Source organism: Noviherbaspirillum suwonense, from assembly GCF_900182955.1.
GTDB classification, from domain to species: Bacteria; Pseudomonadota; Gammaproteobacteria; order Burkholderiales; family Burkholderiaceae_D; genus Noviherbaspirillum_A; species Noviherbaspirillum_A suwonense.
In genome coordinates this window covers 22,843-44,606 of record NZ_FXUL01000026.1, presented here as the reverse complement: position 1 = coordinate 44,606, position 21,764 = coordinate 22,843, and the positions used below count along the sequence as shown (strand labels likewise).

20 protein-coding genes are annotated in these 21,764 nt (G+C 61.9%); 9 read left to right on the top strand and 11 right to left on the bottom strand.

Annotated elements, in window-relative coordinates:
- Positions 1-48: 48 nt before the first annotated feature.
- From QOL82_RS24330 to QOL82_RS24315, 4 genes are all read right to left on the bottom strand, one after another.
- Positions 49-918: a patatin-like phospholipase family protein gene (locus QOL82_RS24330; protein WP_283444902.1), complete on the bottom strand. Its 870-nt coding sequence runs from the start codon at positions 916-918 to the stop codon at positions 49-51.
- Positions 915-2,168: a CaiB/BaiF CoA transferase family protein gene (locus tag QOL82_RS24325; protein ID WP_283444901.1), complete on the bottom strand. Its 1,254-nt coding sequence runs from the start codon at positions 2,166-2,168 to the stop codon at positions 915-917. Before QOL82_RS24325 ends, QOL82_RS24330 begins: the two co-directional genes overlap by 4 nt.
- On the bottom strand, positions 2,165-4,144 hold the full coding sequence (locus QOL82_RS24320) for a flavin-containing monooxygenase (RefSeq protein ID WP_283444900.1): 1,980 nt from the start codon (positions 4,142-4,144) through the stop codon (positions 2,165-2,167). Before QOL82_RS24320 ends, QOL82_RS24325 begins: the two co-directional genes overlap by 4 nt.
- Positions 4,145-4,247: 103 nt before the next feature.
- Positions 4,248-5,219, bottom strand: a complete 972-nt coding sequence (locus QOL82_RS24315) for a Bug family tripartite tricarboxylate transporter substrate binding protein (RefSeq protein ID WP_283444899.1) — start codon at positions 5,217-5,219, stop codon at positions 4,248-4,250.
- 186 nt (positions 5,220-5,405) lie between these two features.
- Here QOL82_RS24315 and QOL82_RS24310 point away from each other — a divergent pair, with 186 nt between their 5' ends.
- Together QOL82_RS24310 and QOL82_RS24305 are read left to right on the top strand one after the other, a co-directional pair.
- Positions 5,406-6,242, top strand: coding sequence for an IclR family transcriptional regulator (locus QOL82_RS24310; RefSeq protein WP_283444898.1), 837 nt, complete (start codon positions 5,406-5,408; stop codon positions 6,240-6,242).
- A gap of 81 nt (positions 6,243-6,323) precedes the next feature.
- Entirely contained in the window at positions 6,324-7,322 is a 999-nt protein-coding gene (locus tag QOL82_RS24305; RefSeq protein WP_346772313.1) for a DMT family transporter, read from the top strand.
- 100 nt (positions 7,323-7,422) lie between these two features.
- Here the strand turns inward: QOL82_RS24305 and QOL82_RS24300 are convergent, their stop codons facing one another.
- Entirely contained in the window at positions 7,423-8,358 is a 936-nt protein-coding gene (locus QOL82_RS24300; RefSeq protein WP_283444896.1) for a GGDEF domain-containing protein, read from the bottom strand.
- A gap of 244 nt (positions 8,359-8,602) precedes the next feature.
- Between QOL82_RS24300 and QOL82_RS24295 the strand changes: the two genes are divergently transcribed.
- Positions 8,603-9,190, top strand: a complete 588-nt coding sequence (locus tag QOL82_RS24295) for a hypothetical protein (protein ID WP_283444895.1) — start codon at positions 8,603-8,605, stop codon at positions 9,188-9,190.
- A 153-nt stretch (positions 9,191-9,343) separates the two neighbouring features.
- Here the strand turns inward: QOL82_RS24295 and QOL82_RS24290 are convergent, their stop codons facing one another.
- Positions 9,344-10,291 (bottom strand): DUF5996 family protein, encoded by a 948-nt coding sequence (locus QOL82_RS24290; RefSeq protein WP_283444894.1) that lies wholly within the window; start codon positions 10,289-10,291, stop codon positions 9,344-9,346.
- A 215-nt stretch (positions 10,292-10,506) separates the two neighbouring features.
- Here QOL82_RS24290 and QOL82_RS24285 point away from each other — a divergent pair, with 215 nt between their 5' ends.
- Complete coding sequence (locus QOL82_RS24285; protein ID WP_283444893.1) at positions 10,507-12,090, top strand: MFS transporter; 1,584 nt, start codon at positions 10,507-10,509, stop codon at positions 12,088-12,090.
- Between the two features lie 56 nt (positions 12,091-12,146).
- Here the strand turns inward: QOL82_RS24285 and QOL82_RS24280 are convergent, their stop codons facing one another.
- A complete protein-coding gene (locus QOL82_RS24280; protein WP_283444892.1) occupies positions 12,147-13,628 on the bottom strand; it encodes an aminotransferase-like domain-containing protein in 1,482 nt (493 codons plus the stop codon).
- Between the two features lie 280 nt (positions 13,629-13,908).
- On the opposite strand from QOL82_RS24280, the gene QOL82_RS24275 reads away from it, so the two are divergent.
- The 4 genes from QOL82_RS24275 (at position 13,909) to QOL82_RS24260 (ending at position 16,835) form a co-directional block, all read left to right on the top strand.
- Positions 13,909-15,342 carry a cytochrome ubiquinol oxidase subunit I gene (locus tag QOL82_RS24275; protein WP_283444891.1) on the top strand — a complete coding sequence of 478 codons (1,434 nt, stop codon included), beginning with the start codon at positions 13,909-13,911 and terminating at the stop codon, positions 15,340-15,342.
- 4 nt (positions 15,343-15,346) lie between these two features.
- Complete coding sequence (cydB, locus tag QOL82_RS24270; RefSeq protein WP_283444890.1) at positions 15,347-16,354, top strand: cytochrome d ubiquinol oxidase subunit II; 1,008 nt, start codon at positions 15,347-15,349, stop codon at positions 16,352-16,354.
- Positions 16,354-16,497 carry a DUF2474 domain-containing protein gene (locus QOL82_RS24265; RefSeq protein ID WP_283444889.1) on the top strand — a complete coding sequence of 48 codons (144 nt, stop codon included), beginning with the start codon at positions 16,354-16,356 and terminating at the stop codon, positions 16,495-16,497. The genes cydB and QOL82_RS24265 overlap by 1 nt, the downstream gene beginning before the upstream one ends.
- A 77-nt stretch (positions 16,498-16,574) precedes the next feature.
- Complete coding sequence (locus tag QOL82_RS24260; RefSeq protein WP_283444888.1) at positions 16,575-16,835, top strand: hypothetical protein; 261 nt, start codon at positions 16,575-16,577, stop codon at positions 16,833-16,835.
- A 25-nt stretch (positions 16,836-16,860) separates the two neighbouring features.
- Here QOL82_RS24260 and QOL82_RS24255 read toward each other — a convergent pair whose 3' ends face one another.
- The 4 genes from QOL82_RS24255 to QOL82_RS24240 all read right to left on the bottom strand — a co-directional run bounded on the left by QOL82_RS24255 (position 16,861) and on the right by QOL82_RS24240 (position 20,572).
- On the bottom strand, positions 16,861-18,066 hold the full coding sequence (locus QOL82_RS24255) for an amino acid aminotransferase (protein ID WP_283444887.1): 1,206 nt from the start codon (positions 18,064-18,066) through the stop codon (positions 16,861-16,863).
- A gap of 34 nt (positions 18,067-18,100) precedes the next feature.
- On the bottom strand, positions 18,101-18,316 hold the full coding sequence (locus QOL82_RS24250; protein WP_283444886.1) for a DUF2970 domain-containing protein: 216 nt from the start codon (positions 18,314-18,316) through the stop codon (positions 18,101-18,103).
- A 79-nt stretch (positions 18,317-18,395) separates the two neighbouring features.
- A complete protein-coding gene (locus tag QOL82_RS24245; protein WP_283444885.1) occupies positions 18,396-18,893 on the bottom strand; it encodes a DUF934 domain-containing protein in 498 nt (165 codons plus the stop codon).
- The gene (locus QOL82_RS24240; RefSeq protein WP_283444884.1) at positions 18,881-20,572 is read right to left on the bottom strand and encodes a nitrite/sulfite reductase; all 1,692 of its coding nucleotides are present in this window, start codon (positions 20,570-20,572) and stop codon (positions 18,881-18,883) included. The genes QOL82_RS24245 and QOL82_RS24240 overlap by 13 nt, the downstream gene beginning before the upstream one ends.
- A 359-nt stretch (positions 20,573-20,931) precedes the next feature.
- On the opposite strand from QOL82_RS24240, the gene QOL82_RS24235 reads away from it, so the two are divergent.
- Positions 20,932-21,762 (top strand): c-type cytochrome, encoded by an 831-nt coding sequence (locus QOL82_RS24235; RefSeq protein WP_430438539.1) that lies wholly within the window; start codon positions 20,932-20,934, stop codon positions 21,760-21,762.
- The last annotated feature ends 2 nt before the right edge of the window (positions 21,763-21,764 follow it).

Below are 21,764 nucleotides of genomic sequence, written 5' to 3'. Positions count from 1 at the left end.
CACACGCGGCTTCCGGTCCCCGGACATTCGCCAGTCCCGGCGCCAGCGTCAACACGTTGCCGCACCGTCATTCCAGAACGAAGCAATCTCCGGCGCGATGCGCAGCGCCTGCGCGATGCCGGCCTCGGCGCTCGGCGCGCAACGCGCGGGATCGAGCACATTGTCCGTCATGGCGTCGATGGAGCGCGCATCAGGAACGATGACGGCGACCCTTGCGCCACCTTCTTCCAACGCGCGCACTTCCGCCCGCAGATGGCCGCTGACAGGATTGCCTTCCGCGTAGCCCAGCGGCGCAATCACCAGCACGCAGTGCGCCGGCGCGGCGAGATCGGCATTGCTCAGCGAGCGGATGCCGCCGTCCATCCACGCCCGGCCATTAATCGGCACGGCCGGCCATGTGCCGGGCACCGCGCAGCTGGCGGCAATCGCATCGATGAAGTCGACGCCGCTGCCGCGGTCGAACACCGCGTGGTCGCCCGTGGCGGTCTCGACCGCCACCACGCGCAGCGCGCGCGCGGGCCAGTCGGACTGGGGCAGCCGCGCGGCGACGATCGCGCGGCGCTCGGCGAGCGGCGGCGTCTGGCTGCGCAGCGCATGGGCGCCGATGCGCTTGCGCGCCGCCCTCAGGTAGCCGCCGACCTTGTCCATCAACTGGCGGTTGCGCGCGTCCGCCTCCCGCTGCGAGTACGGCCGCAGCTGTTCGCGCGAGCCGGCCGGCGGCGCCAGCTGCTGCGCCAGCATGGTCTCGATATCGACGTCGCAGGCAAGCTGCGCGCCGACGACCGAGCCGGCCGACGTGCCGACGATGACGGCGGCCTGGCCGATGTCGGCGCCGGAGCGGGCCAGGCCCGCCGCGATCCCGGTGGCCCAGGCGATGCCGGCGACGCCGCCGCCGCCAAGCACGAGGGCGCGGGTCATATCACTTCCGCTTCGGTCAGCGCCGCCAGTTCCGCGTCGGACAAGCCGAGCAGGCCGCAATAGATCTCGTGATTGTGCTGGCCCAGGTCCGGCGCCGGCTCGATGGCCTTTTCCTCCCGGTCCGGGAATTTCGGCACCACGCCGGCCATTTTGACGGGACCGATTTCCGCATCCGGCACCGAAACGATGGTTCCGCGCGCCCGGTAGTGCGGATCGTTCATGATGTCCTCGATGCTGTAGATGAACGAGTATGCGAGCCTGGCGTCGTCCAGCCGCGCGCAGAGTTCATCGACCGGCTGGTTTTCGATCCACGCGGCCAGGGCCGAGTTAAGTTCGTCGACATGCTGCCAGCGCTGCTCATGCGTCGCGAAGCGCGGATCGGTCAGCCAGTCGTGGCGGCCCATCACGCCGGCGAGCCGCTTGAATCCGGCGTCCGCCGAGACGGTCAGGATGACGTAGCGTCCGTCCGACGTGCGGAAATGCTCGCCGGGCGCCGCGGCGAAATGCGTGTTGCCGCGGCGTTCGCGCACGGTGCCGAGACGGTCATAGGCCGGCACCAGGACTTCGGTGAAGCGGATGATCGACTCGTACATCGCGAGGTCGATCTGCTGGCCTTCGCCGCCATGGAGGTCGCGATGGTAGATAGCCATCATCAGCGAGAACGCGCCCAGGATGGCTGACTGGTAATCCGCGATGGACGTGCCGATGCGCACCGGCGGCCGGTCCGGGAATCCCGTGATGCCCATCAGGCCGCCGAACGCCAGCGCAATGCGGTCGTAGCCGGCCCGCTCGCGGTACGGGCCGGTCTGCCCGAAGCCGGAGATGCGCAGCAGGATCAGGCCGGGATTGCGCGCCTTCATGTCCTCCCAGCCCAGTCCCCACTTCTCGAGCGTGCCGGGCCGGAAGTTCTCCACGACGGCGTCGGCTTCCTCGACCAGCCGCAGCAGCAGTTCGCGGCCCTCGGGCTTGCGCAGGTCCAGCGTGATCGATTTCTTGTTGCGGTTCTCCACGCTCCAGTACAGGCACTTGCCGCCCACGAACGGGCCGAGGTCGCGCACCGTGTCGCCGCGGCGCGGGACTTCCACCTTGATCACCTCGGCGCCGAAGTCGCCGAAGAGCGTGGCCGCGACCGGACCGGCGACCATCGTGCCGAGGTCGAGGATGCGCAGGCCGCTGAGCATGTGCGGGCCGGGCTCGCGCTTCTGCGCGTGGCGGCTGGCGCCGTCATTCAACACATGCGGCGCAGTCATGACGCCTCTCCCGCGACCCGCTCCCGGCCGCCGCCCGGAGGTTTCGCTGCGCCGCCGCTAATCACATAGTCGGCGAGGCCGGAGTTGCGCGTCATGTGCCAGTAGTCGTCATTGCGGAACGGCGTCGGCGCCACGACGCGCCCTTTGCTGTTGCGATACCAGTTCGACATGCCCTTGTGGGTCCAGATCATTTTTGCATGCGCGTCCTGCACGCGGCCGTTGTAGGCATCGTGGATGTCCCTGCGCACCTCGATCTCGAAATGCTGCCCGTAATCCTGGAGCGCCGCCTTGAGCAGCGACATCACGTACTGCACCTGGGTCTCGAGCAGCGCCACCACGCTGCCGCCGTGTCCGAGCGCGGTATTCGGTCCGGCCAGCATGAAGAAATTGGGGAAGTCGGGCGTGGCCACGCCCAGATAGGCCTGCGCGCCCTCGGCATCCCAGTGTTCGCGGACATTGCGGCCGCCGCGCCCGAGCAGCGTGAACGAGGACAGCAGGTTCACCGCGTCGAAGCCGGTGCACACGACCAGGATGTCCGCCTCGATACGCTGCCCGTCCTTCGTGACCACGGCGTTGGGCTCTATTTTGTCGATGCCCTCGTTGACGATGCGCACATTGTCCCGCGTCGCCGTGCGGAACCAGCCATTGTCCATCAGCATGCGCTTGCCGAATGGCGGATAGTTGGGCAGCACGTCCCCCAGCAGTTCCTGCTTGTCGCCGAGTTCGGCCTTCACGTAATCGATGAAGAATTCGCGGTGCTTGTCATTGCGCCGGTTGATGGCCCGCTCGGGATGTGGCCATTCGGGGTCGATCTGCAGCGACGCGTGGATCCGGTCGTTGAAGATCCACGCGAGACGCTGCCGATACCATTGCTGGTAGAACGGCAGCTCCTTCAGCAGGAAGCGCGCCGCGGCCGGAACCGGTTTCTGGAAGCGCTCGAACGGCGCTGCCCATTGCTTCGAGCGCTGGAACACCGTGAGCTGCGCCACATCGGGCGCAATGGCCGGCACGATCTGCATTGCGCTCGCACCGTTGCCGATGATGGCCACGCGCTTGCCGCGCACATCGAGTCCTTCCGGCCACCGGGCGCTGTGGAAACAGGGCCCCGCGAAGGTGTCCAGGCCCTCGAGGTCGGGCATCTTGGGCACGCTGAGCAGGCCCACCGCGCTGATGACGACATTGGCCCGCAATGCCTCCGTCCTGCCATCCGCGCCGGTCACGCGCACCGTCCACGCCATCGATTCCTCGTCGTAGACGGCGGAGTCCACCTTGGTGTTGAAGCGGATATGCGGGCGCACGCCAAACCGGTGGGACACCTCGACGAAGTAGGCCTGGATCTCTTCGCGCAGCGCAAAGTAGCGCGTCCAGTCTGCCTTCGCAAACGAATACGAGTAGATGTGGTTGGGCGTGTCCACCCCGGCGCCGGGATAGCGGTTCTCATACCAGGTGCCGCCGACCTCCGCATTTTTCTCGATCACCGTGTGCGCTATGCCGGCGCCGTGCAGCCGGATGGACGCGCAAAGCCCCGCCACGCCGGCGCCGATCACGACCACGTGGAATGCTTTCAGCGCCCGGTACTGTTCCTTCTGGTCGATCTGGAATTCGGGGTCCAGGCCCAGCCATGCGCCCACCATCGGCCCGTACGAGGCCGGCACCGCCTCGCCGACGCTCCGCTGCAGCATGTCGAGCAGCTGCGCCAGTTCGGGAGCGGGCAGGGCGGCCGGCCGGCCCGCTTTCCAGGCCAGCACGGCGTCGCGGGCGGCGTCGCGGACTTCCTGCTGGACATCGGTGGCCAGGCCGCCGCTGTCGTGGTCGTCGATGCCGCGGATATGCGTGCACTGATAGCGCTCCGACAGCCAGCGCCTGTTGCCGGTCAGGTGCACCAGCATCATCAGCAGGGTGGGGATGTTTGCGGCCGGAAGCGCCGCGTCGAGCTGGGCGGTCCAGTGCTGGCTGGGAATAGAAGAAGTCGTCATCGATAATCTCTTTTTAGGAATGCGGGAAGGCTGGCGGCCGGCGTGGGCGGCCGCCGGACGGGCTTGTTGATCGGCGCAGGATCTTGGCGGCTGGCGGCCGGGGCTACCGGTTGGCCATGCCGGATGTGCGGACCACTTCGCCCCAGCTTGCGTATTCGGCCGCGACGGTCTTTTGCATGAACTGCGGCGTGCCAGGCCAGGGCTCGAAGCCCAGCGTCTCGAGCTTCTTGCTGATTTCCGGCGATTTCAGGATCTGCTGCAGCTGGCCGTTCAATTTCTCCACGACCGGGGCGGGCATGCCCTTCGGACCGACGAGCGCCGCCCAGCCGAGCGCTTCATAACCCTTCACGCCCGCTTCGGCCATCGTCGGTATCTCGGGCATGATGCGCGAGCGCGTGCTGTCCAGCACCGCAAGGGGCTTCAGCTTGCCGGCCTTGATATTCGCCTGCTGCGCGCCGATGGTGTCGACCATCAGCTGCGCCCGTCCGGCCATGACATCGATGGACGCCGGCGCGCCGCCCTGGTAGGACACCGCGGTGATATCCACATGGGCCTTGGACTTGAACAGCTGCAGCGCCAGCTCGAAGGCCTGGGCGCCGGACGCGAACATCAGCTCGCCGGGTCGCTTCTGCGCATCGCGCACGACCGCATCCACCGTCTCGTATCCGCTGGTCGGACCGGCCAGCAGCACCATTGGCGTCTTCGCGAGCATGCCGATCGTCTGGAAATCGGTCAGCGGATCGTAGAGCTTCGGGCTTTGCAGGTGCGGCCCGGTGGTCAGGCTGCCGCTGACGGCCAGTCCGAGCGTGTAGCCGTCGGCGGGCGCGCGGGCGACCTGGCTCATGGCGAGCATGCCGCCGACGCCTGGCTTGTTCTCGATGATGAATGACTGGTTGTTCATCCGCGCCAGTTCCTGGCCGATCAACCGGCTGATGGTGTCGGAGGCGCCGCCCGGCGGGTAGCCGACCAGCAGCCTGACGGGCTTGTTGGGCCAGAGGTCGCCCGATTGCGCCGCGGCCAGGCCGGGGGCAGCCAGCGCAACGCAGGCTGCGACGATCAACGATGTGCGTTTCATGTTTGTCTCCAGATTGATATCGGGCATTTTTTTCAACGTCGGTAAGAGTATCGGTATTCCTGCCCGGGGTCGTAAACTGCTGAGTGCCAATTCGTTCATAATGTGAACGGATGACGATGCCGGCTCCGCGTAGAGCCTGGCTTGCATGTATAGTCGACGAAGATAACCCGCATGAAAGTTCATAATATGAACATTGAACAGGGCAGTGAACGCATGCCGGGCGCGCAGTCCGTGTTTCGCGCGATCCATCTGCTGAAGCTCGTCGGCCTCAACCACGAGCGCGGCATTTCGCTGGCGTCGCTGGTGGCGGCGACCGGCCTGGACCGCGCCACTGCATACCGGCTGCTCGGCTCGCTGGTGCAGAGCGGCATGCTTGCGCGCGGCGAGGACAAGCTCTATCGCCTGGGCCTGGAATCGATGCAGCTCGGGCTGGCGACGATGAGCCGTGCGCCGATCATGGAGCGCTGCCGGCCAATGATGATCCGGCTTGCCCGCCGCACCGAGGACACGGTCTACCTGGTGGTGCGCAACGGCGATTACGCGCACTGCGTGCATTACGAGGAAGGCGCTTTCCCGATCAAGGCCCTGGTGCTCAAGGTCGGGGGCCTGCGCCTGCTAGGCGTGGGCTCGGCGGGCACGGCCCTGATGGCGACGCTGTCCGATGGCGAACTGGCGGAATTCCAGACCCGGCATGCCGGCGAACTGCCGCCGGAGCGCAGGTCGCTGGCGCAGCTGGTCCAGCTCGCGGCGCAGATCCGCCAGCAGGGCTATGCGAGCACCGACAATCTGGTCGCCACCGGCGTCAGCGGCGTGGGCCTGTCGTTCCAGGTAACGCCGGGCACCTATGCGGCCATCAGCGTCGGCGCAATCCGCAGCCGGATGGACCTCGAACGGCGCGGATGGATCGTGGAAACGATGAAGGAAGAACTGCGCAATGCGGGCTGGTCGCTGATGGCGGTTCCGGGGAAAACGCGCGCCGCACCGCAGCGTACGCCCGGCGCAGACTTGCCGGCCGATCGCTGACGGGTTACAGGTCCGGCTTGCCCGGCAAGGCACTGGCCCGTGGCCAGATGCCGATTCCCCGATTTTCGGGCCGAGACCGCCATGCCGGCGCCAGCGCACGCAACGCGCCTGATTGCGGGATGGGCTGCATGCAATAATGCGCGGTGCCGTTCAAAGCCGGCAATGTCATTGTCAATTTTCGCCGATCAGGAACACGTAGTGCCGCAAATACAGCCAGGATTTTTTCTCGCCATATCGGCGGCGATCATGTGGGGCATCTCCGGTGTCTGCGCCCAGTTCCTGTTTCAGCGCAAGCAGATCGACATTGAATGGATGGTGAGCGTCCGCCTGCTCGTTGCCGGCGCCGCCCTGCTGCTGTACTCGGCCTGCCGCGCGAGGGCGAAGATCTGGCATATCTGGCGCTCATGGCGCTCGGCGTTCGATCTGTTGATATTCGCCGTGCTCGGCATGCTGGCGGTCCAGTACACGTACTTTGCCGCCATCCAGCATTCGAATGCGGCGACCGGCACGGTGCTCCAGTACCTCGGGCCGGTGTTCATCGCACTGTACTTTTCCATCGTTCGACGGCGCATGCCATCGTCGCTGGAGAGCATGGCAATCTTGTTCGCCTGCCTGGGAACGCTGCTGCTCGTCACGCATGGCGACCTGACCAGCATGAAGATTTCAGGCCTGGCGCTGTTCTGGGGCATCAGTTCGGCCATCGCGCTGGCGTTCTATACGATACAGCCGGTGCGGCTGTTGAAGGAAAACGATGCCGCCCATGTCGTCGGCTGGAGCATGGTGGTCGGCGGCCTCGTGCTGAGCCTGGCCAGCAGGCCCTGGGACGTCCCGGGCATATGGGACATGCAGACGGTATCGGCCGCAGGCTTCGTCATTGTCTTTGGCACGCTGTTGTCTTTCTATGCCTACCTCGCCGCGGTGAAACGGATAGGTCCGCAGAAGACGAGCCTGCTGGCCTGCGCGGAACCGCTTGCCGCAACCCTTGTCGGCGTCATGTGGCTGCACATTCCGTTTGCGCTGGTCGACTGGATCGGCTCGCTGTGCATCCTCGCCACGCTTTTCATCCTGTCCAAGAAGTGAAGGCTTTTCCTGGACAGTTCGCCTCTGCGCCATCCGGCCCGCGCATCTGCCGCCCGACTACAGCCGTTTGCAGCGGTAGCTGCGGCTGCCGGGAGCAACGCTACGGCTGCGCCACCGCGTCCGTGAACACCACCCGGTTCCTGCCCTGCATCTTCGCCGCATACAGCCGTTGGTCCACCAGGTGGAAGAAAGTGTCAGGCGCATCGCTGCTTCCCGGCGTAATCGTCCCCGCGCCCAGGCTGATCGACAGCACCTTGCTGCCCACAGCGTCCTCATGCGCAATGCGTTCGCTCAGCACCAGTATCCTGCATCGCTCAGCCATCTGCCGGGCGGCGGCGGCATCCGTTTGCGGCAGCACCATGACGAATTCCTCCCCGCCGTAACGCGCAAAGAAATCGTGCGGGCGCTTGCCCGCGCCGTCCAGCGCCTGCGCCACCCTCTTGAGGCAATCGTCGCCCCTGATATGCCCATACCTGTCGTTGTACTGCTTGAAGAAGTCGATATCGAGCAGCACCAGCGACAGCGGTTCGCCGCTATGCTGCGCCGCCGTCCATTCCTTGCTGAACACGGCGTCGAACATGCGCCGGTTGGCGACGCCGGTCAGGCCGTCCCGGAACGACAGGGTTTCCAGTTCCTTCTGCAGGGCCAGCAGCTGCTCTTCATTCTGCTTGCGCTCAGTGATGTCGAACATGAAGCCGACAAGCGATTCCACCTCGCCGCTTCCGTTCCGCTTGACATGGACGACGTCGCGTATCCAGACATAGGAACCGTTGCTGGTCAGGGCTCGATAGTCGGCTTCGTGGTCCACGCCATTCTGCGACTGCGCCACGCAAAAATTGACGACCCGGTCGCGGTCGTCCGGATGCATCCTGTTGGCCCAGTCTTCCACGCCGATCCAGCTGTCAGCGGACCAGCCGAGCAGGTCCTGGATTTGCGGCCCGATATAGCTGAAGCGCATCGACTTCCAGTCGATTTTCCAGGGAATCGCCTTGGTGGATTCCAATAAGGTTTGATAAACGTTGCTGTCGACTTCCATAGCCTGTCCGATTGGTTGCTACCGGAGTGCTTCCCGCAATGACGACCTTGCTGCATTGCTTCAGTGCAACTCCAATGCCGGGAAATATAGCAGAAACGGGCGGCGAATTCACGGAGGCTGGAACGTCTCCTACCGACACCGCACCTTGTTCCAGCGCAATAGGTTGCAGTATTGAAACTTATCAAAACCATAATCTTGATAAAATAACATCTTCGTCTGCTGATCAAATTGACACGGTCCCGGTATGCTCAAACTTTCTGTTGTACAGCAGAGCGATGGCTCGTTAAAACGCTGGAGCATAAGCCGTTCCCTGCTTGACCGATTGAAGCGACGGATCTCCAGCCTGGACAGGGTGCCTGTCTCCCCCAGCCAGCCTATCCAATGCATCCCTGCAAAAACGCCCGCACTGCCTCCAGGTTTTCAGCTGTATGCGTCCGGGCTGCGCATTGACGGATTGCACAGCCGAAGGGCGGCAGCACAGGATTTCGCGCGTTGTAGCGTCATCGCAGTCGAGCTTGAAGTCGACGCGAAAAATCCTGAACCTGGCGCCCTGATCAAAGTAATCGGCGTGAGCAAGCTCAAGCGGTATTTCGTCGGGTATGTCCCTCATGCCACAAGTGCTCGCCTCGCGGAAAGCGGATTGATCAGCGATGTGCGCGCGCAGCTGGAATACATTTCCCAGGACTCCGAAGGCGTTACCGCAATCGTGGTTCAGCTCATGCTTCCGGAGGCCATTGATAAAGATAACTGCGCCAGCGGAAGCGACCCGGCAAGGCTCGTGAACGCCTACCCGTGCCAGGCGCCAGCGGAAAACAATGCCTTTGGCGCCTGAAATGCAGATAGCCGGGGATGGGAGCGCTCTGCCTAAGGCAGGCAACGATTGTGTTATCGAACGCGGCTGGCGAACGTAAGTATCCCGGTGGATCGATGCCGCATGCAATGCACCGCAGCCGGCAGCCTGGCGTCGGTTCGGGGCGTTGTCGGTTTATCCGGGCGGCGGCGCCTGGAAATCTGCTGCATATTCCAGCGCATCCCGGTCCCAGGCGGCCAGCCCGGCGGCGGCTGCATAGGTCGATTGCAGGAAGGCCAGCAGCGTGGCGTCGGGATCCGCGGCCAGCCGGACGGCATCGTAGGGCAGGATGAACTCGCCCAGTTCGTGGCTGTAGTAAGCCTCGCCCGGTTCCACCTGCGCCTCCGGGTAGCCAGCCGGCATCGGATAGGCATAAGCGTAGAAGGCGGCATAGGGTATCGGGCCACCGCCAGGCCAGAAGCCGCAACTGCTGACTTCATGTGAATACGCATCGCGGGTCACCGAATCCGGCAGATTCGGTATGCCGCCCGGATGACGCGGCGCCCTGCGCCCGGAAAAACGGGTCACGGCGAGGTCCGGTGCACCCCAGAAATAATGGACCGGGCTGCATTTTCCCGCAAAGCGGGCGCGAAATTGCTTGAATACCCGGTCGGCCTGCAGCAACACCCGCCAGAAACGGTTTGCATAGTCGGGGTCGTAGTCGCAATGCACGTCATCCTGCGCAAACGGAATCGGGTCGGCCACTTCATTCGGCGTCTGCGCAATGCGCACCGGAATGCCCAGCCGGGACATTTCCTCCATCAGGCTTTGGTAAAAGCGAGCCACCGACATCGCCTCGAGCGCAAAGCCGCCGCGGCTGCCGTCGCTGATGCGTATCTCCAGCCGGTGCCGCACAAAGTCGAACTCGATTTCAAACACGCGGTCGCCATGCGGGACCGGCGACGTGGACAGCCCGGCGGCCGTCACATACAGCGTCACATGCCAGCAGTGGTTGAGCCATGGGGTCCGGGCCAGCCGGACCTTGCCGGCCACTTGCGTCCACCTGTGCAGCGTTGCGCAGGTTCCGCTCCAGGCGTCGAGGTCCAGTGCCGGCCATGCGGACGATTTTTCGTGCTTATCCATGATGACGATCCTCCAGGCTGGGCTTTCCACGCCGGCACAGGCCGGACGGCGAAATGTTAGATTACGGCAGAACCGGATCGTTTGTCATGCCTGGCTGCGCAAACGGCAGCAGGACGAAGGCATGCGCGCAAACGGGCGGCAGCCGGAATATCCGGCATGACGCCACTGGTCTTGCCCGTGCGTCCGTTACTCCCTATCACGCGCGGAGTCGCAGCATGAATCGTCGCTTCATATCCACGTCGCATCCATCCGTCAATCACGCCAGCCCGGCTGACGCGCCTTGCAGTCCACGGGCACGACCGCTGGTACTGGCGGCAACGATACTGGCCTCGAGCATGGTGTTCATCGACGGCACGGTGGTCAACGTTGCCTTGCCCGCGCTGCAACAGGAATTCTCTGCGACCGCTGTCGAAGTGCAATGGGTCGTGGAATCGTATGCGTTGTTTCTTGCATCCCTGCTCCTGGTCGGTGGCAGCGCAGGGGACCGCTACGGCCGGCGGCGCGTCTTCCTGGTCGGCATCGCGCTATTCGCCGCAGCGTCCGTCTGGTGCGGCATGGCCGGCTCGGTGTCCCATCTGATCTGGGCCAGGGCCGTGCAAGGCATCGGCGGCGCGCTGCTGGTGCCGGGTAGCCTGGCACTGATCAGCGCCTCGTTCGCACCGGAAATCCGCGGCAAGGCAATCGGCATCTGGTCCGGCTATACGGCGATCACCGCGGCGCTCGGCCCCGTCCTTGGCGGCTTTCTGATAGAACACTGGTCATGGCGCGCCGCCTTCCTGCTCAATCTTCCGCTGACGCTGATCGTGCTATACCTGACCTGGCGCCATGTGCCCGAGAGCCGGGGCCGGCAGCAGGGCAGGCTGGACTGGGCCGGCGCTGCCCTGGCCATCATTGGACTGGGCAGCCTGGTGTCCGGGCTCATCCTGTCAAGCGAGGCCGGCTGGCGCGATGCACGGGTCGCGTACCTGCTGTCCCTGGCCGCGCTGGCGCTGGCTGTCTTCATCTGGCAGGAACGCCGGCATCCGGCGCCGCTGCTGCCGCTGCACCTGTTCCGCTCGCGCGATTTCAGCGGCGCCAATCTGCTGACGCTGCTGCTTTATGCCGCCCTGGGCGGCAGCCTTTATTTTCTGCCGCTCAACCTGATCCAGGTGCAGGGCTATACCGCGTTCGAAGCGGGCGCTGCGCTGCTGCCATTTGTGCTCACGATGTCCGTGCTGTCGGGCTGGGCCGGCACGCTGGTGGACCGGCATGGCTCGCGCCGGCCGCTGGTCATCGGCCCCGCCATCGCCGCGCTCGGCTTTGCTCTGTTCGCATTACCGGCCACCGGCGGAAGTTACTGGACCACGTTCTTCCCCGCCTTGCTGGTGCTGGGCCTGGGCATGGCAATCAGCGTGGCGCCGCTAACCACGACGGTGATGAACGCGCTGGAACCCGGCCTGGCGGGCGCCGCCTCCGGCGTCAACAATGCCGTGTCGCGGCTCGCCTCGCTGCTGGCGATTGCCATGTTCGGCATCGTGATGAGCATTGCATTCAACGCCAAGCTTTCCAGCATGACGCATGGGCTGAGGCCGGCGCTCATGCAGGAAGTCACCAGACAGCAGGGCAGGCTGGCGGCGATGGAGACGCCGGCGGCGGCCACGCAGGCCGAGGCGCATCAGGTCCGCGTCGCGATCAACCAGGCGTTTGTTCATGGGTTTCGCTGGGTCATGCTGCTGTCGGCAGGGCTGGCGCTAGGCAGTTCCTTCTGTGCATGGCAGCTGATCAGCAAGCGGACCACTCGGCACGCGGTGGCTGAGTAGCAGCGCCTTCGCTGACTGGGTGACGAAGGCGGCTTCGCACCGTCTCGCGCCAGGACTTACTTGTCGATGGCAACAGGATCGCTGCGGGGAGTCGTGCCGGGTGTCAAAACGGGCCGGTTCGATTCCAGATTGGCGGCAATCAAGCGCCCTAAAGTCGCAATTGCCGCCTCGGTTCGGTCGTCCCATGGATGTCCGTAATTAAGCCTGAGACAATTCCTGAATTCGCGGCGTGCAGAAAACATGGGGCCGGGCGCGACACTAATGCCGAGGGACAGGGCTTGCCGCTGGAGTTCCAGCGAATTGACATCGTGAGGGAGTTCAACCCACAGAAAATAACCGCCATCCGGCCTGGTCGCTTTTGTCCCGCGCGGAAAATGCCGCACGACGGCCTGGATCATCGCACTCTGCTGCACGGAGAGGACGTGGCGCAACTGGCGCAGGTGCTTATCATAGCCGCCTTTGGCGAGATAGTCGGCAAGCGCCGCCTGTGCCGGCGCAGATGCCGATAAGGTGCTTGTCAGCTTCAGCCGCGTGACATCCCTTGTGAACCGTCCCGGCACGGCCCATCCAACCCGATACCCCGGCGCAAGGCACTTGGAGAACGATGAACAATGCATGACGAGGTCTTTCTTGTCGAATGCTTTCGCGGGAAGCGGGCGTTTGCTGCCGAAGTAGAGTTCGCCATAGACGTCATCTTCGATCAGCGGAACGTTATGCAACGCCAGAAGCTCGACCACCGCCTTCTTTTTCTCATCCGACATCAAGCTCCCGAGCGGATTCTGGAAATTAGTCATCAGCCAGCACGCCTTTGGCTGATGTCTCTCCAGGGCCAGGGTCAATGCGTCCAGATCGATGCCTTCGCGCGGGTGGGTAGGCACCTGCACCGCCTTCAGATCAAGGCGTTCGAGCGCCTGCAGCGCGGCATAGAACGTCGGCGACTCGATGAGCACCGTATCCCCTGGCCGGGTCACGGCTTGCAAACACAAATTCAATGCCTCCAGCGCCCCGTTTGTGATCACGATTTCATCGGTATGTATATGCACGCCATCCGCAAGATAACGCAGCGCTATTTGCCGGCGCAGGGCGGCATTGCCCGGCGTGATGTCATCGACGGTACTCCATGGGTCCATGCTTTGAACGCTGGACGCCATCGATTTTGCGAGCCGCGGCAGCGGAAACAGCATCGGGCTGGGAAATGCGGAGCCGAAGGGCACGACATCCCGGGTCCTGGCAGACTCGAGAATTTCGAACACCAGCTGGCTGACATCCACTTGCATCGATTCTTCATCCGGGCGCGATACAAGGTCAGGTTCCGGGAGTATCTTTTTTGCGCCGGCAATGACGTAATAACCAGACCGCTCACGCGCGCGGATCAGGCCGCGCGCCTCCAGCAAGTAATACGCCTCGAACACGGTCGAAGGGCTGACGCCGCGGCTGCTACTGGCCTGTCGCACGGACGGCAGCCTGTCGCCAAGCTTCATCACGCCGGTTCGAATTGACTGCGCGATCTCTTCTGCCAGAGCTTCATATCGTTTCATGGATTTTTCTGGTCGCGATAAACCGTTTAGGAGGATACTCAACAAGTGCTATGCAAAGCGCAACGAAATGGAAGCTGCTCGGCTCGAAGGTCGAGCGCTCCTGGCGTGCTTGATTCGAAAGCAACTGTACAGGAATTTCCAGGCCAAGGCAGTTCGGATGTCTTCATCTGATATGGTCTTTTTGGTGGTAACTGATTCTGTTGCTTCGCGGGGTGCCGCACTACCATGCCAGGTGCTGATTGCGCCATGACGGCGTAGATGCACACGAGGAAATATCATCATGTTGGGCTTTACCGCATTGGAACTCGCGCGCATCCAGTTCGGGTTCACGATTTCATTCCACATCATTTTTCCAGCCATCACCATCGGCCTGGCCAGCTACCTGACCGTGCTCGAAGCATTCTGGCTTCGCACGCGCGATGAAACGTACAGGGACCTGTATCACTTCTGGTCCAAGATATTCGCCGTCAATTTTGGCATGGGTGTCGTATCGGGCCTCGTGATGGCCTATCAGTTCGGTACGAACTGGAGCTTTTTTTCCGATTTCGCGGGAAGCATTACCGGGCCGCTGCTCGCCTATGAAGTCCTCACGGCCTTCTTTCTGGAAGCGGGCTTCCTGGGCGTCATGCTCTTCGGCTGGAGCCGCGTGGGGCCGGGCCTGCATTTTCTTTCGACTGCCATGGTTGCCCTTGGCACCCTGATCTCGGCCACATGGATTATCGCGTCGAACAGCTGGATGCAGACGCCCCAAGGTTACGAAATCATCGATGGTCGCGTCGTTCCCATGGACTGGCTGGCAGTGATCTTCAATCCTTCGTTTCCTTACCGTCTCGCGCATATGAGCGTGGCTGCCTTTCTGGCCAAGGCGCTGTTCGTCGGCGCTTCAGCTGCGTGGCACCTGCTGCGCGCGCGGGATAACGCAGCAATCCGGAAAATGTTTTCCATGAGCTTGTGGATGGTCTTGTTTGTCGCTCCCCTGCAGGCCGTCATCGGAGATTTCCATGGACTGAATACCCTTGAAAATCAGCCAGCCAAGCTGGCCGCCATCGAGGGACATTGGGAAGCGAGTGCGGGGGAAGGCACGCCGCTGGTTGTCTTCGGGTGGCCTGACATGCAGGCGGAGAAGAATCACTATGCCGTTGAAATTCCGCGTCTGGGTAGCCTGATCCTCACGCACAGCTGGGATGGCGAGATCCCGGCGCTGAAATCGTTTGCGCCGGAAGACAGGCCGAACGCGACGGTAGTGTTCTGGACATTCCGCGTCATGGTCGGCCTCGGTTCCCTGATGATTGTGCTGGGCTTATGGAGCGCCTGGCTCAGATGGCGAGGGACACTCTGGCACAGTCGTGCATTCTTGCGCTTCGCCTTGTGGATGGGGCCAACCGGCATCATTGCCATTTTGGCGGGATGGTTCACGACCGAGATTGGCCGCCAGCCATGGACGGTGTACGGTCTGCTGCGCACCAGTGACGCCGTATCTGCGCACGGCGCAGGACAGCTGAGCATTACGCTGGCAATTTTCATCGTGGTGTATTTTGCGGTGTTCGGCACGGGCGTCGGTTACCTGATGCGACTGGTCCGGCAGGGGCCGACCTACCATGAAGGCCGACTTCAGCCGGATGGCGGGCCCGGGCAGGAACGCACCCCGATGCGGCCGCTCTCCGCCGCAACCGAGCCCGATGAAGAACGACCAACGGTCGATGGCAGGAGCTGAGGATATGGGTATCAATTTACCGCTGATCTGGGCGATCATTATTCTTTTCGGAATCATGATGTACGTGATCATGGATGGGTTCGATCTCGGCATTGGCATCCTGTATCCATTCTTTCCCGACAAGGATGAGCGCGACGTGATGATGAACACCGTGGCGCCGGTATGGGATGGCAACGAAACCTGGCTGGTGCTCGGCGGCGCCGGTTTGCTGGCCGCATTTCCGCTTGCTTATTCCGTTGTGCTGAGCGCCTTGTACCTGCCATTGATCCTCATGCTGGTCGGCCTGATCTTCCGTGGCGTGGCATTCGAATTCCGCTTCAAGGCGCGCGACCATGAGCGCCACCTGTGGGACAAGGCTTTCATTGGCGGGTCCATACTGGCGACCTTTTTCCAGGGCGTTGCACTTGGCGCCTACATTAACGGTTTCCCGGTTGCTAACCGGGCCTATGCAGGGGGCGCATTTGACTGGCTCTCCGCCTTCTCGGTTTTTACCGGCGTCGGCCTCGTGGTCGCCTATGCACTGCTCGGCAGTACCTGGCTGATCATGAAAACGGAAGGAGCGCTTCAGCAGCGGGCGTTTCAGCTTACTCGCCGGCTGGCGTGGACACTGCTTGCGGTAATTGCGATCATCAGCGTCTGGACACCCCTGTCCGACCAAGCCATTGCCCGGCGCTGGTTCAGCATGCCTAACTTGTTCTGGTTCGCTCCGGTACCTGTTCTGGTGTTAACCGCGACGTATTTGCTCATGCAGGCGGTCAATCGAAAGGCGCATGTGGCGCCATTCCTCTGCACGCTCGCACTGATCTTTCTTGGCTATAGCGGATTGGGCATCAGCGTGTGGCCCAATATTATTCCGCCCTCAATCACCATCTGGGAGGCGTCCTCACCGCCGCAAAGCCAGGGCTTTGCTCTGGTCGGGGCGCTGCTGATCATTCCGGTCATACTGATGTACACCGTGTGGTCATACTATGTTTTCCGCGGCAAGGTCAGGCACGGGGAGGGCTATCACTGATGAACAAACCGCGTGACCCGGCAAAACGGTGGCACGTGAAGCTGGGCTGGCTGTTGCTGATCTGGAGCTGCAGTGTCGGCGCACTCGGCCTCCTGGCCTTTGGCATGAAAGTGCTGATGCGCGCCGCCGGTCTTGGTACGTAGGCTTCGTCCCATCGCGGTGCGCGCTTCGCAGCTGCCAGCGTCACAACGTTGATGCCCAATTTCCGAGGCGGCCTGACATGACCGGTGTCCAGCCGCTCGCCTCAAAACGCGCTAACGCCACGGTCGGCCTGCGTACGCCACCGCGATCAGCGCGCATCCGCATCCTCTTTTCCAACGTGCTACGTGAAGTCGCGGAACATGAAGAGCGAACCGGCATTGAACACTTTGATGAAGTTTGTGTTGTTTCGGGCAGTCGGGGAAGCGATGGCTGCGCAGTTCATCGCCGGTGCATGGACCTGCTGATTCACTGCCGGGTTCGCCGTGCGCTGGCTGAATGAAGGACGGCCTGCGAATCGGCGCCGTTCACGCAGCGTGCTGTAGCGTCATCGCCGCCAGAGCAACGGCGACGCGCTGTATATTGCCGGTATTCAGCCCGGCGATACACAGTCGCCCGGAATCAACGAGATAGATCCCGGAGTTCGTGCGAAGCGCTCGCACCTGGTCCGCCGACAGGCCTGTGTAGGCAAACATTCCGCGCTGCTTGAGAAGATAGCGAAAATTTCCGCCGGGCTGTACGACGCGCATCGCATCATGAAGCTGCCGGCGCATTTCGGCGATGCGCTCGCGCATGGCGTCTACTTCGCGAATCCAGAGTGCTTTCAGCTCTGCATCCAGCAGCACGGTCGCCACGAGTTGCCCGCCATGGGTCGGCGGGCTGGAATAATTGCGCCGTACGGCGAGTTCGCTCTGGCTCAATGCGCGGGCCGCTTCGTCCGCGCTTGCACAGACGATGCTAAGGGCCCCGCAGCGCTCTCCATACAGGGAAAAGGTCTTGGAGAACGAGCTGCTGACCAGGAATGAAACATCGGCATCAGCCATTGCACGGATGGCATAGCAATCTTCTTCCACGCCGCTTCCAAAACCCTGGTAGGCAATATCGAGAAACGGTAGGAGCCCTCGTGAGGTGACTATCGAAATAATCCGATCCCACTGCGCATTGGTCAGGTCCGCCCCGGTGGGGTTATGGCAGCATGGATGAAAAAGGACGATCGAACCACGCCTCAAGGTGCGAAGACAGGCGGACATCGCCTCGAAGTCCACGCCCTGTGTCTGGGAGTCAAAGTAGGTGTACCGCTTGACTGGAAAACCTGAGCCCTCAAAAATGGCCGCATGGTTGTCCCAGGTAGGATTGCTGATCCAGACTTCGGCATCCGGAAAGTGCCGCCTGAGCAGATCGCTCCCGACTTTCAGCGCCCCGGAGCCGCCCACCGTCTGTATCGTCGCTACATGACCTGCAGTGACCTTGGTATGGCCAGCTCCGAACAAGAGTGTCTGCACCGCTTGGCGATAGTTTGCGGCGCCGGCCATCGGCTGATAAACACATGGAGCGTCAATGCTTCGCAAGCGCGCCTGTGCGCGCTTGACGGACTTGAGCTGGGGAACGCGGCCAGCCTCGTCGTGGTAAATGCCTATGCTGAGATTGACCTTGTCGCTGCGCGGATCTTCCGCATAGGTTTGCTGCAATGACAGGATGGGATCGCCAGGAGATGCGGCAAAGTTTGCGAACAAGTACGACTCCCTGTGGCAGCCAGTTGGCGGTTGCTTAAGCGACAGCCTGCTTGACAAAAAACATGAGCACGCCGATAAAGATGCCTGTCCCGATCAAGCCGGCGAGGATGACATAGACCGGATTCATGCCGCCTTCCCGATCCACATCAAAGTCTTTCTTGCTGCGCAGCCCGACAAACGACCACGCAATAGCCACCATGGTGGCCATGAAGGAGCGTTGTCGTGGTTTTCCCGCATCGTTGCTTGTCATCGCGTAACTCCAATAGTGGATTAAAAGGGGGGAATAATGTTGGACCGGCCTTCCTGTGCGGTTGCCTACCGGCAGGCTGCTAGCGGCGTCGAAATAGTGGAAGCGGGTCGTCTGCCGCGCCCTGGTATCTGACGGAGTAATGACCGAAGCTCTTCATTGCGTCCTGGATGTCCTTGTCTGGCCGAATCGCAAATGCATCGAACCCGCAGCGTCGCATGAAGTTCAGCTGATCACGCAGCACATCGCCGATGGCACGGAGCTGTCCTGCCCAGCCATACCGCGTGCGCAGCAGTGTCGCAATGCTGTAGCCCCTGCCGTCCCGAAAGCTGGGGAAGTCGACCGCAATAATTTCCAGCGAAAGCAGGTGCGCTATGAGCGGTTCGAAATCGTTTTCTGGTGAAATCCATACGGCACGGATATCCGACGCGACGCCCTGATCCAACGCTGAGGAAAACTGGGCCAGCGGTACGATCTGGTACGCGTACGCACTTGCGACCGCCGACTCCGGCCTCAGGACTTCCCATTCGTCGGCGACGATACGGGGAATGCCGTCGATTATTCTGATTATCGTGGACATGGAATGCTTTCGTTTGGTTCGGCCGCTTGCCGGTACACGTTTGCCTTGAAGGGCTCCGGGCTGACGCGAAGAAGCGTGTCGGAGAACGGTTCATCCTCAAGTCGCAATTGGCAGTAGGTTTCAACAAGGCGTGCTATGACATCCGGCATCTCTTCTGCCCGGAAAGCACGGCCGATTACCCGTCCCAGCGCCGATTCGTTGCCTTGAGAGCCGCCGATCGTTACCTGGTACCACTCCTCGCCATCCTTATCCACACCCAGCACGCCAATGTTGCCCATATGATGGTGCCCGCATGCATTGATGCAGCCGGAAATATTCAGCGACAAGTCGCCCAGGTCACAGAGAAAGTCGAGATCATCAAAGCGCTGCGCGATCGCCGCTGCAACCGGAAGCGATCTTGCATTGGCAAGCGAGCAGTAATCGCCGCCAGGGCAGGCGATGATATCGGTCAGAAGTCCTACGTTGGCCGTGGCAAGGCGCTGGTCAACAGCGCGTAACCACAGGCTGTAAAGGTCGCGCAGGCGGACATCCGGCAGGATGACGTTCTGCTCGTGCGCGATCCGTACTTCACCAAAGCCAAACTCTTCCGCCCAGGTCGCAATGTGCTCCAACTGGTCCGCTGTCACATCGCCTGGGGGCATGGCGGCGCCGGGCTTCGTCGATAGGGTCACCGTAGCGTATCCGGAAACTTTGTGAGGACGCACATTACGTTTCACCCATTGTGAAAACCGCTTGTTCTCTGCGAGATGCTTCTCGAGCATCGAATCATGCGCGCCAAGAACTTCGTAGCGGTCCTGAGCGAAATAGCGCGCAACCCGCGCATACTCCTGCTCGGTCAGCGTGGCTGGGCCATCCTGCAGATGGCGCCACTCCTTATCCACTTCGGCGGCGAAGGCTTCCACGCCAAGCGCCTTGACCAGGATCTTGATGCGCGCCTTGTACTTGTTATCCCTGCGGCCATACCGGTTATAGACGCGGAGGATAGCCTCGATATAAGTCAGCAGATGTTCCCAAGGCAGATCTTCGCAAACCTGCGAATTAAGGATAGGCGTGCGGCCCAAACCACCGCCGGCAAAGACCCGCAGCACCCGCTCGCCTTTATCGTTGCGGTACAGATAAACGCCGATATCATGCATCCGTACTGCAGCACGATCCTCCGCGGATGAGGAAATCGCAATCTTGAATTTTCTCGGAAGAAATGCAAACTCCGGATTAAATGTCGACCATTGGCGAAGAATCTCTGCAAGTGGCCGCGGATCGAGGATTTCATCGGCGGCGACGCCGGCAAACTGCTCGGTTGTGATATTGCGCACGCAGTTGCCTGAAGTCTGGATCGCATGCATCTGGACGGTGGCAAGTTCCTCGAGAATGTCAGGCGCTTCCTCCAGCTTGATCCAGTTGTACTGAATATTCTGGCGGGTGGTGAAATGGCCGTACCCGCGGTCATATTTACGGGCGATATGGGCCAGCATCCTGACCTGGCTGGCCGAAAGGACGCCATACGGAATGGCGACGCGCAGCATATAGGCATGCTTCTGCATGTACAGCCCGTTCTGAAGACGCAGAGGCAGGAACTCTTCTTCGGACAGCGCGCCCGACAGCCGTCGACTGACCTGATCGCGAAACTCCGCAACGCGCTCTTTGACCACCATCTCGTCATACTCATCGTATTGATACATTTTTTCCGCCTGATACCTTGCAACCTATGATGACGAACCCCGCCGGACGTCGAATGCCACGTGCCGGGGCGACGTCATTGCCCTGTTCATTTAACTGCATTGTCGGTCAGGGTTGAAGTGAAAAACAGATGCAGAAGGCGAAATTAAAACCGTATCAGATAAGCGGATTTCCCACTCCGGCAGCGACGATCGTATTGCTGTTTTAGTAGCGCGGCGGGTTGGTGCCTGTCCGGATTCCAGTACAGCGCCCGAACGGCAGCGCCTGAACGGGAGCACATTCAATCTGGTATGCAAAAATATTTGGCAACTGATTCTGTTTTCGATGGCGACGACCCAGCACAATCATGCCAGGCACTTGAATGGCCGCTGTTTTAACGCGCTTGAAGCGGCAGGCCAATACCTTTCGCATGTTAGTTAAATTAATGAAAAGCATCCTGCACGAAAAATCCAAAGCGAGGCCGTTTCTCCCGTGCGCACTGGGACGCGCATGGAGCATATGCGTTGCCTATATCGTCGCTGTGACGGCAATGCTCGCGGGCGTGAATGCAAGCGCACAACAGGTCCACGTTCCTGATACGGTCGCACAGCGGGTCCTCGCCTGTGCGGCCTGCCATGGCAAGGAAGGACGTGCCACCAGTGCCGGGTACTTCCCGCGGATTGCCGGTAAGCCAGCGGGCTACCTGTATAACCAGCTGGTCAATTTCCGCGAAGGACGCAGGCAATATCCGTTGATGACCTATATGGTTGCCCATATGTCCGACGCCTATCTGAAGGAGATTTCCCAGTATTTTTCTGACCTGCATCCGCCGTATGCGGCTGCGCAGGCTGCGAATGCCGCGCCGGCAGTGCTGGAGCGTGGTCGGGTATTGGTCATGTCGGGCGACAAGGCGAAGAACATTCCCGCCTGTATTGCCTGCCACGGCGAAAGGCTGACCGGCGCGCTTCCCGCAATTCCCAGCCTGGTGGGATTGCCCCGCGATTATTTGAACTCCCAATTCGGCGCCTGGAAAAACGGCGCGCGAAAAGCACATGCGCCGGACTGCATGGCACAGATCAGCAGGCAGCTTGAGCCGGAGGACATCGCCGCAGTATCGACCTGGCTGGCGTCGCAGGCCGTGCCGGATGACATGTCGCCCGCGCTCGCCACATCGATCACACTGCCGACACCTTGTGGCAGCGCACCGCAATAAAT

Excerpts from the sequence above, each read along its gene's own strand:
- QOL82_RS24330 (WP_283444902.1), bottom strand. The coding sequence starts at position 918 with ATGACCCGCGCCCTCGTGCTTGGCGGCGGCGGCGTCGCCGGCATCGCC.
- QOL82_RS24325 (WP_283444901.1), bottom strand. The coding sequence starts at position 2,168 with ATGACTGCGCCGCATGTGTTGAATGACGGCGCCAGCCGCCACGCGCAG.
- QOL82_RS24320 (WP_283444900.1), bottom strand. The coding sequence starts at position 4,144 with ATGACGACTTCTTCTATTCCCAGCCAGCACTGGACCGCCCAGCTCGAC.
- QOL82_RS24315 (WP_283444899.1), bottom strand. The coding sequence starts at position 5,219 with ATGAAACGCACATCGTTGATCGTCGCAGCCTGCGTTGCGCTGGCTGCC.
- QOL82_RS24310 (WP_283444898.1), top strand. The coding sequence starts at position 5,406 with ATGAACATTGAACAGGGCAGTGAACGCATGCCGGGCGCGCAGTCCGTG.
- QOL82_RS24305 (WP_346772313.1), top strand. The coding sequence starts at position 6,324 with ATGCCGGCGCCAGCGCACGCAACGCGCCTGATTGCGGGATGGGCTGCA.
- QOL82_RS24300 (WP_283444896.1), bottom strand. The coding sequence starts at position 8,358 with ATGGAAGTCGACAGCAACGTTTATCAAACCTTATTGGAATCCACCAAG.
- QOL82_RS24295 (WP_283444895.1), top strand. The coding sequence starts at position 8,603 with ATGCTCAAACTTTCTGTTGTACAGCAGAGCGATGGCTCGTTAAAACGC.
- QOL82_RS24290 (WP_283444894.1), bottom strand. The coding sequence starts at position 10,291 with ATGGATAAGCACGAAAAATCGTCCGCATGGCCGGCACTGGACCTCGAC.
- QOL82_RS24285 (WP_283444893.1), top strand. The coding sequence starts at position 10,507 with ATGAATCGTCGCTTCATATCCACGTCGCATCCATCCGTCAATCACGCC.
- QOL82_RS24280 (WP_283444892.1), bottom strand. The coding sequence starts at position 13,628 with ATGAAACGATATGAAGCTCTGGCAGAAGAGATCGCGCAGTCAATTCGA.
- QOL82_RS24275 (WP_283444891.1), top strand. The coding sequence starts at position 13,909 with ATGTTGGGCTTTACCGCATTGGAACTCGCGCGCATCCAGTTCGGGTTC.
- cydB (WP_283444890.1), top strand. The coding sequence starts at position 15,347 with ATGGGTATCAATTTACCGCTGATCTGGGCGATCATTATTCTTTTCGGA.
- QOL82_RS24265 (WP_283444889.1), top strand. The coding sequence starts at position 16,354 with ATGAACAAACCGCGTGACCCGGCAAAACGGTGGCACGTGAAGCTGGGC.
- QOL82_RS24260 (WP_283444888.1), top strand. The coding sequence starts at position 16,575 with ATGACCGGTGTCCAGCCGCTCGCCTCAAAACGCGCTAACGCCACGGTC.
- QOL82_RS24250 (WP_283444886.1), bottom strand. The coding sequence starts at position 18,316 with ATGACAAGCAACGATGCGGGAAAACCACGACAACGCTCCTTCATGGCC.
- QOL82_RS24245 (WP_283444885.1), bottom strand. The coding sequence starts at position 18,893 with ATGTCCACGATAATCAGAATAATCGACGGCATTCCCCGTATCGTCGCC.
- QOL82_RS24240 (WP_283444884.1), bottom strand. The coding sequence starts at position 20,572 with ATGTATCAATACGATGAGTATGACGAGATGGTGGTCAAAGAGCGCGTT.
- QOL82_RS24235 (WP_430438539.1), top strand. The coding sequence starts at position 20,932 with ATGGCCGCTGTTTTAACGCGCTTGAAGCGGCAGGCCAATACCTTTCGC.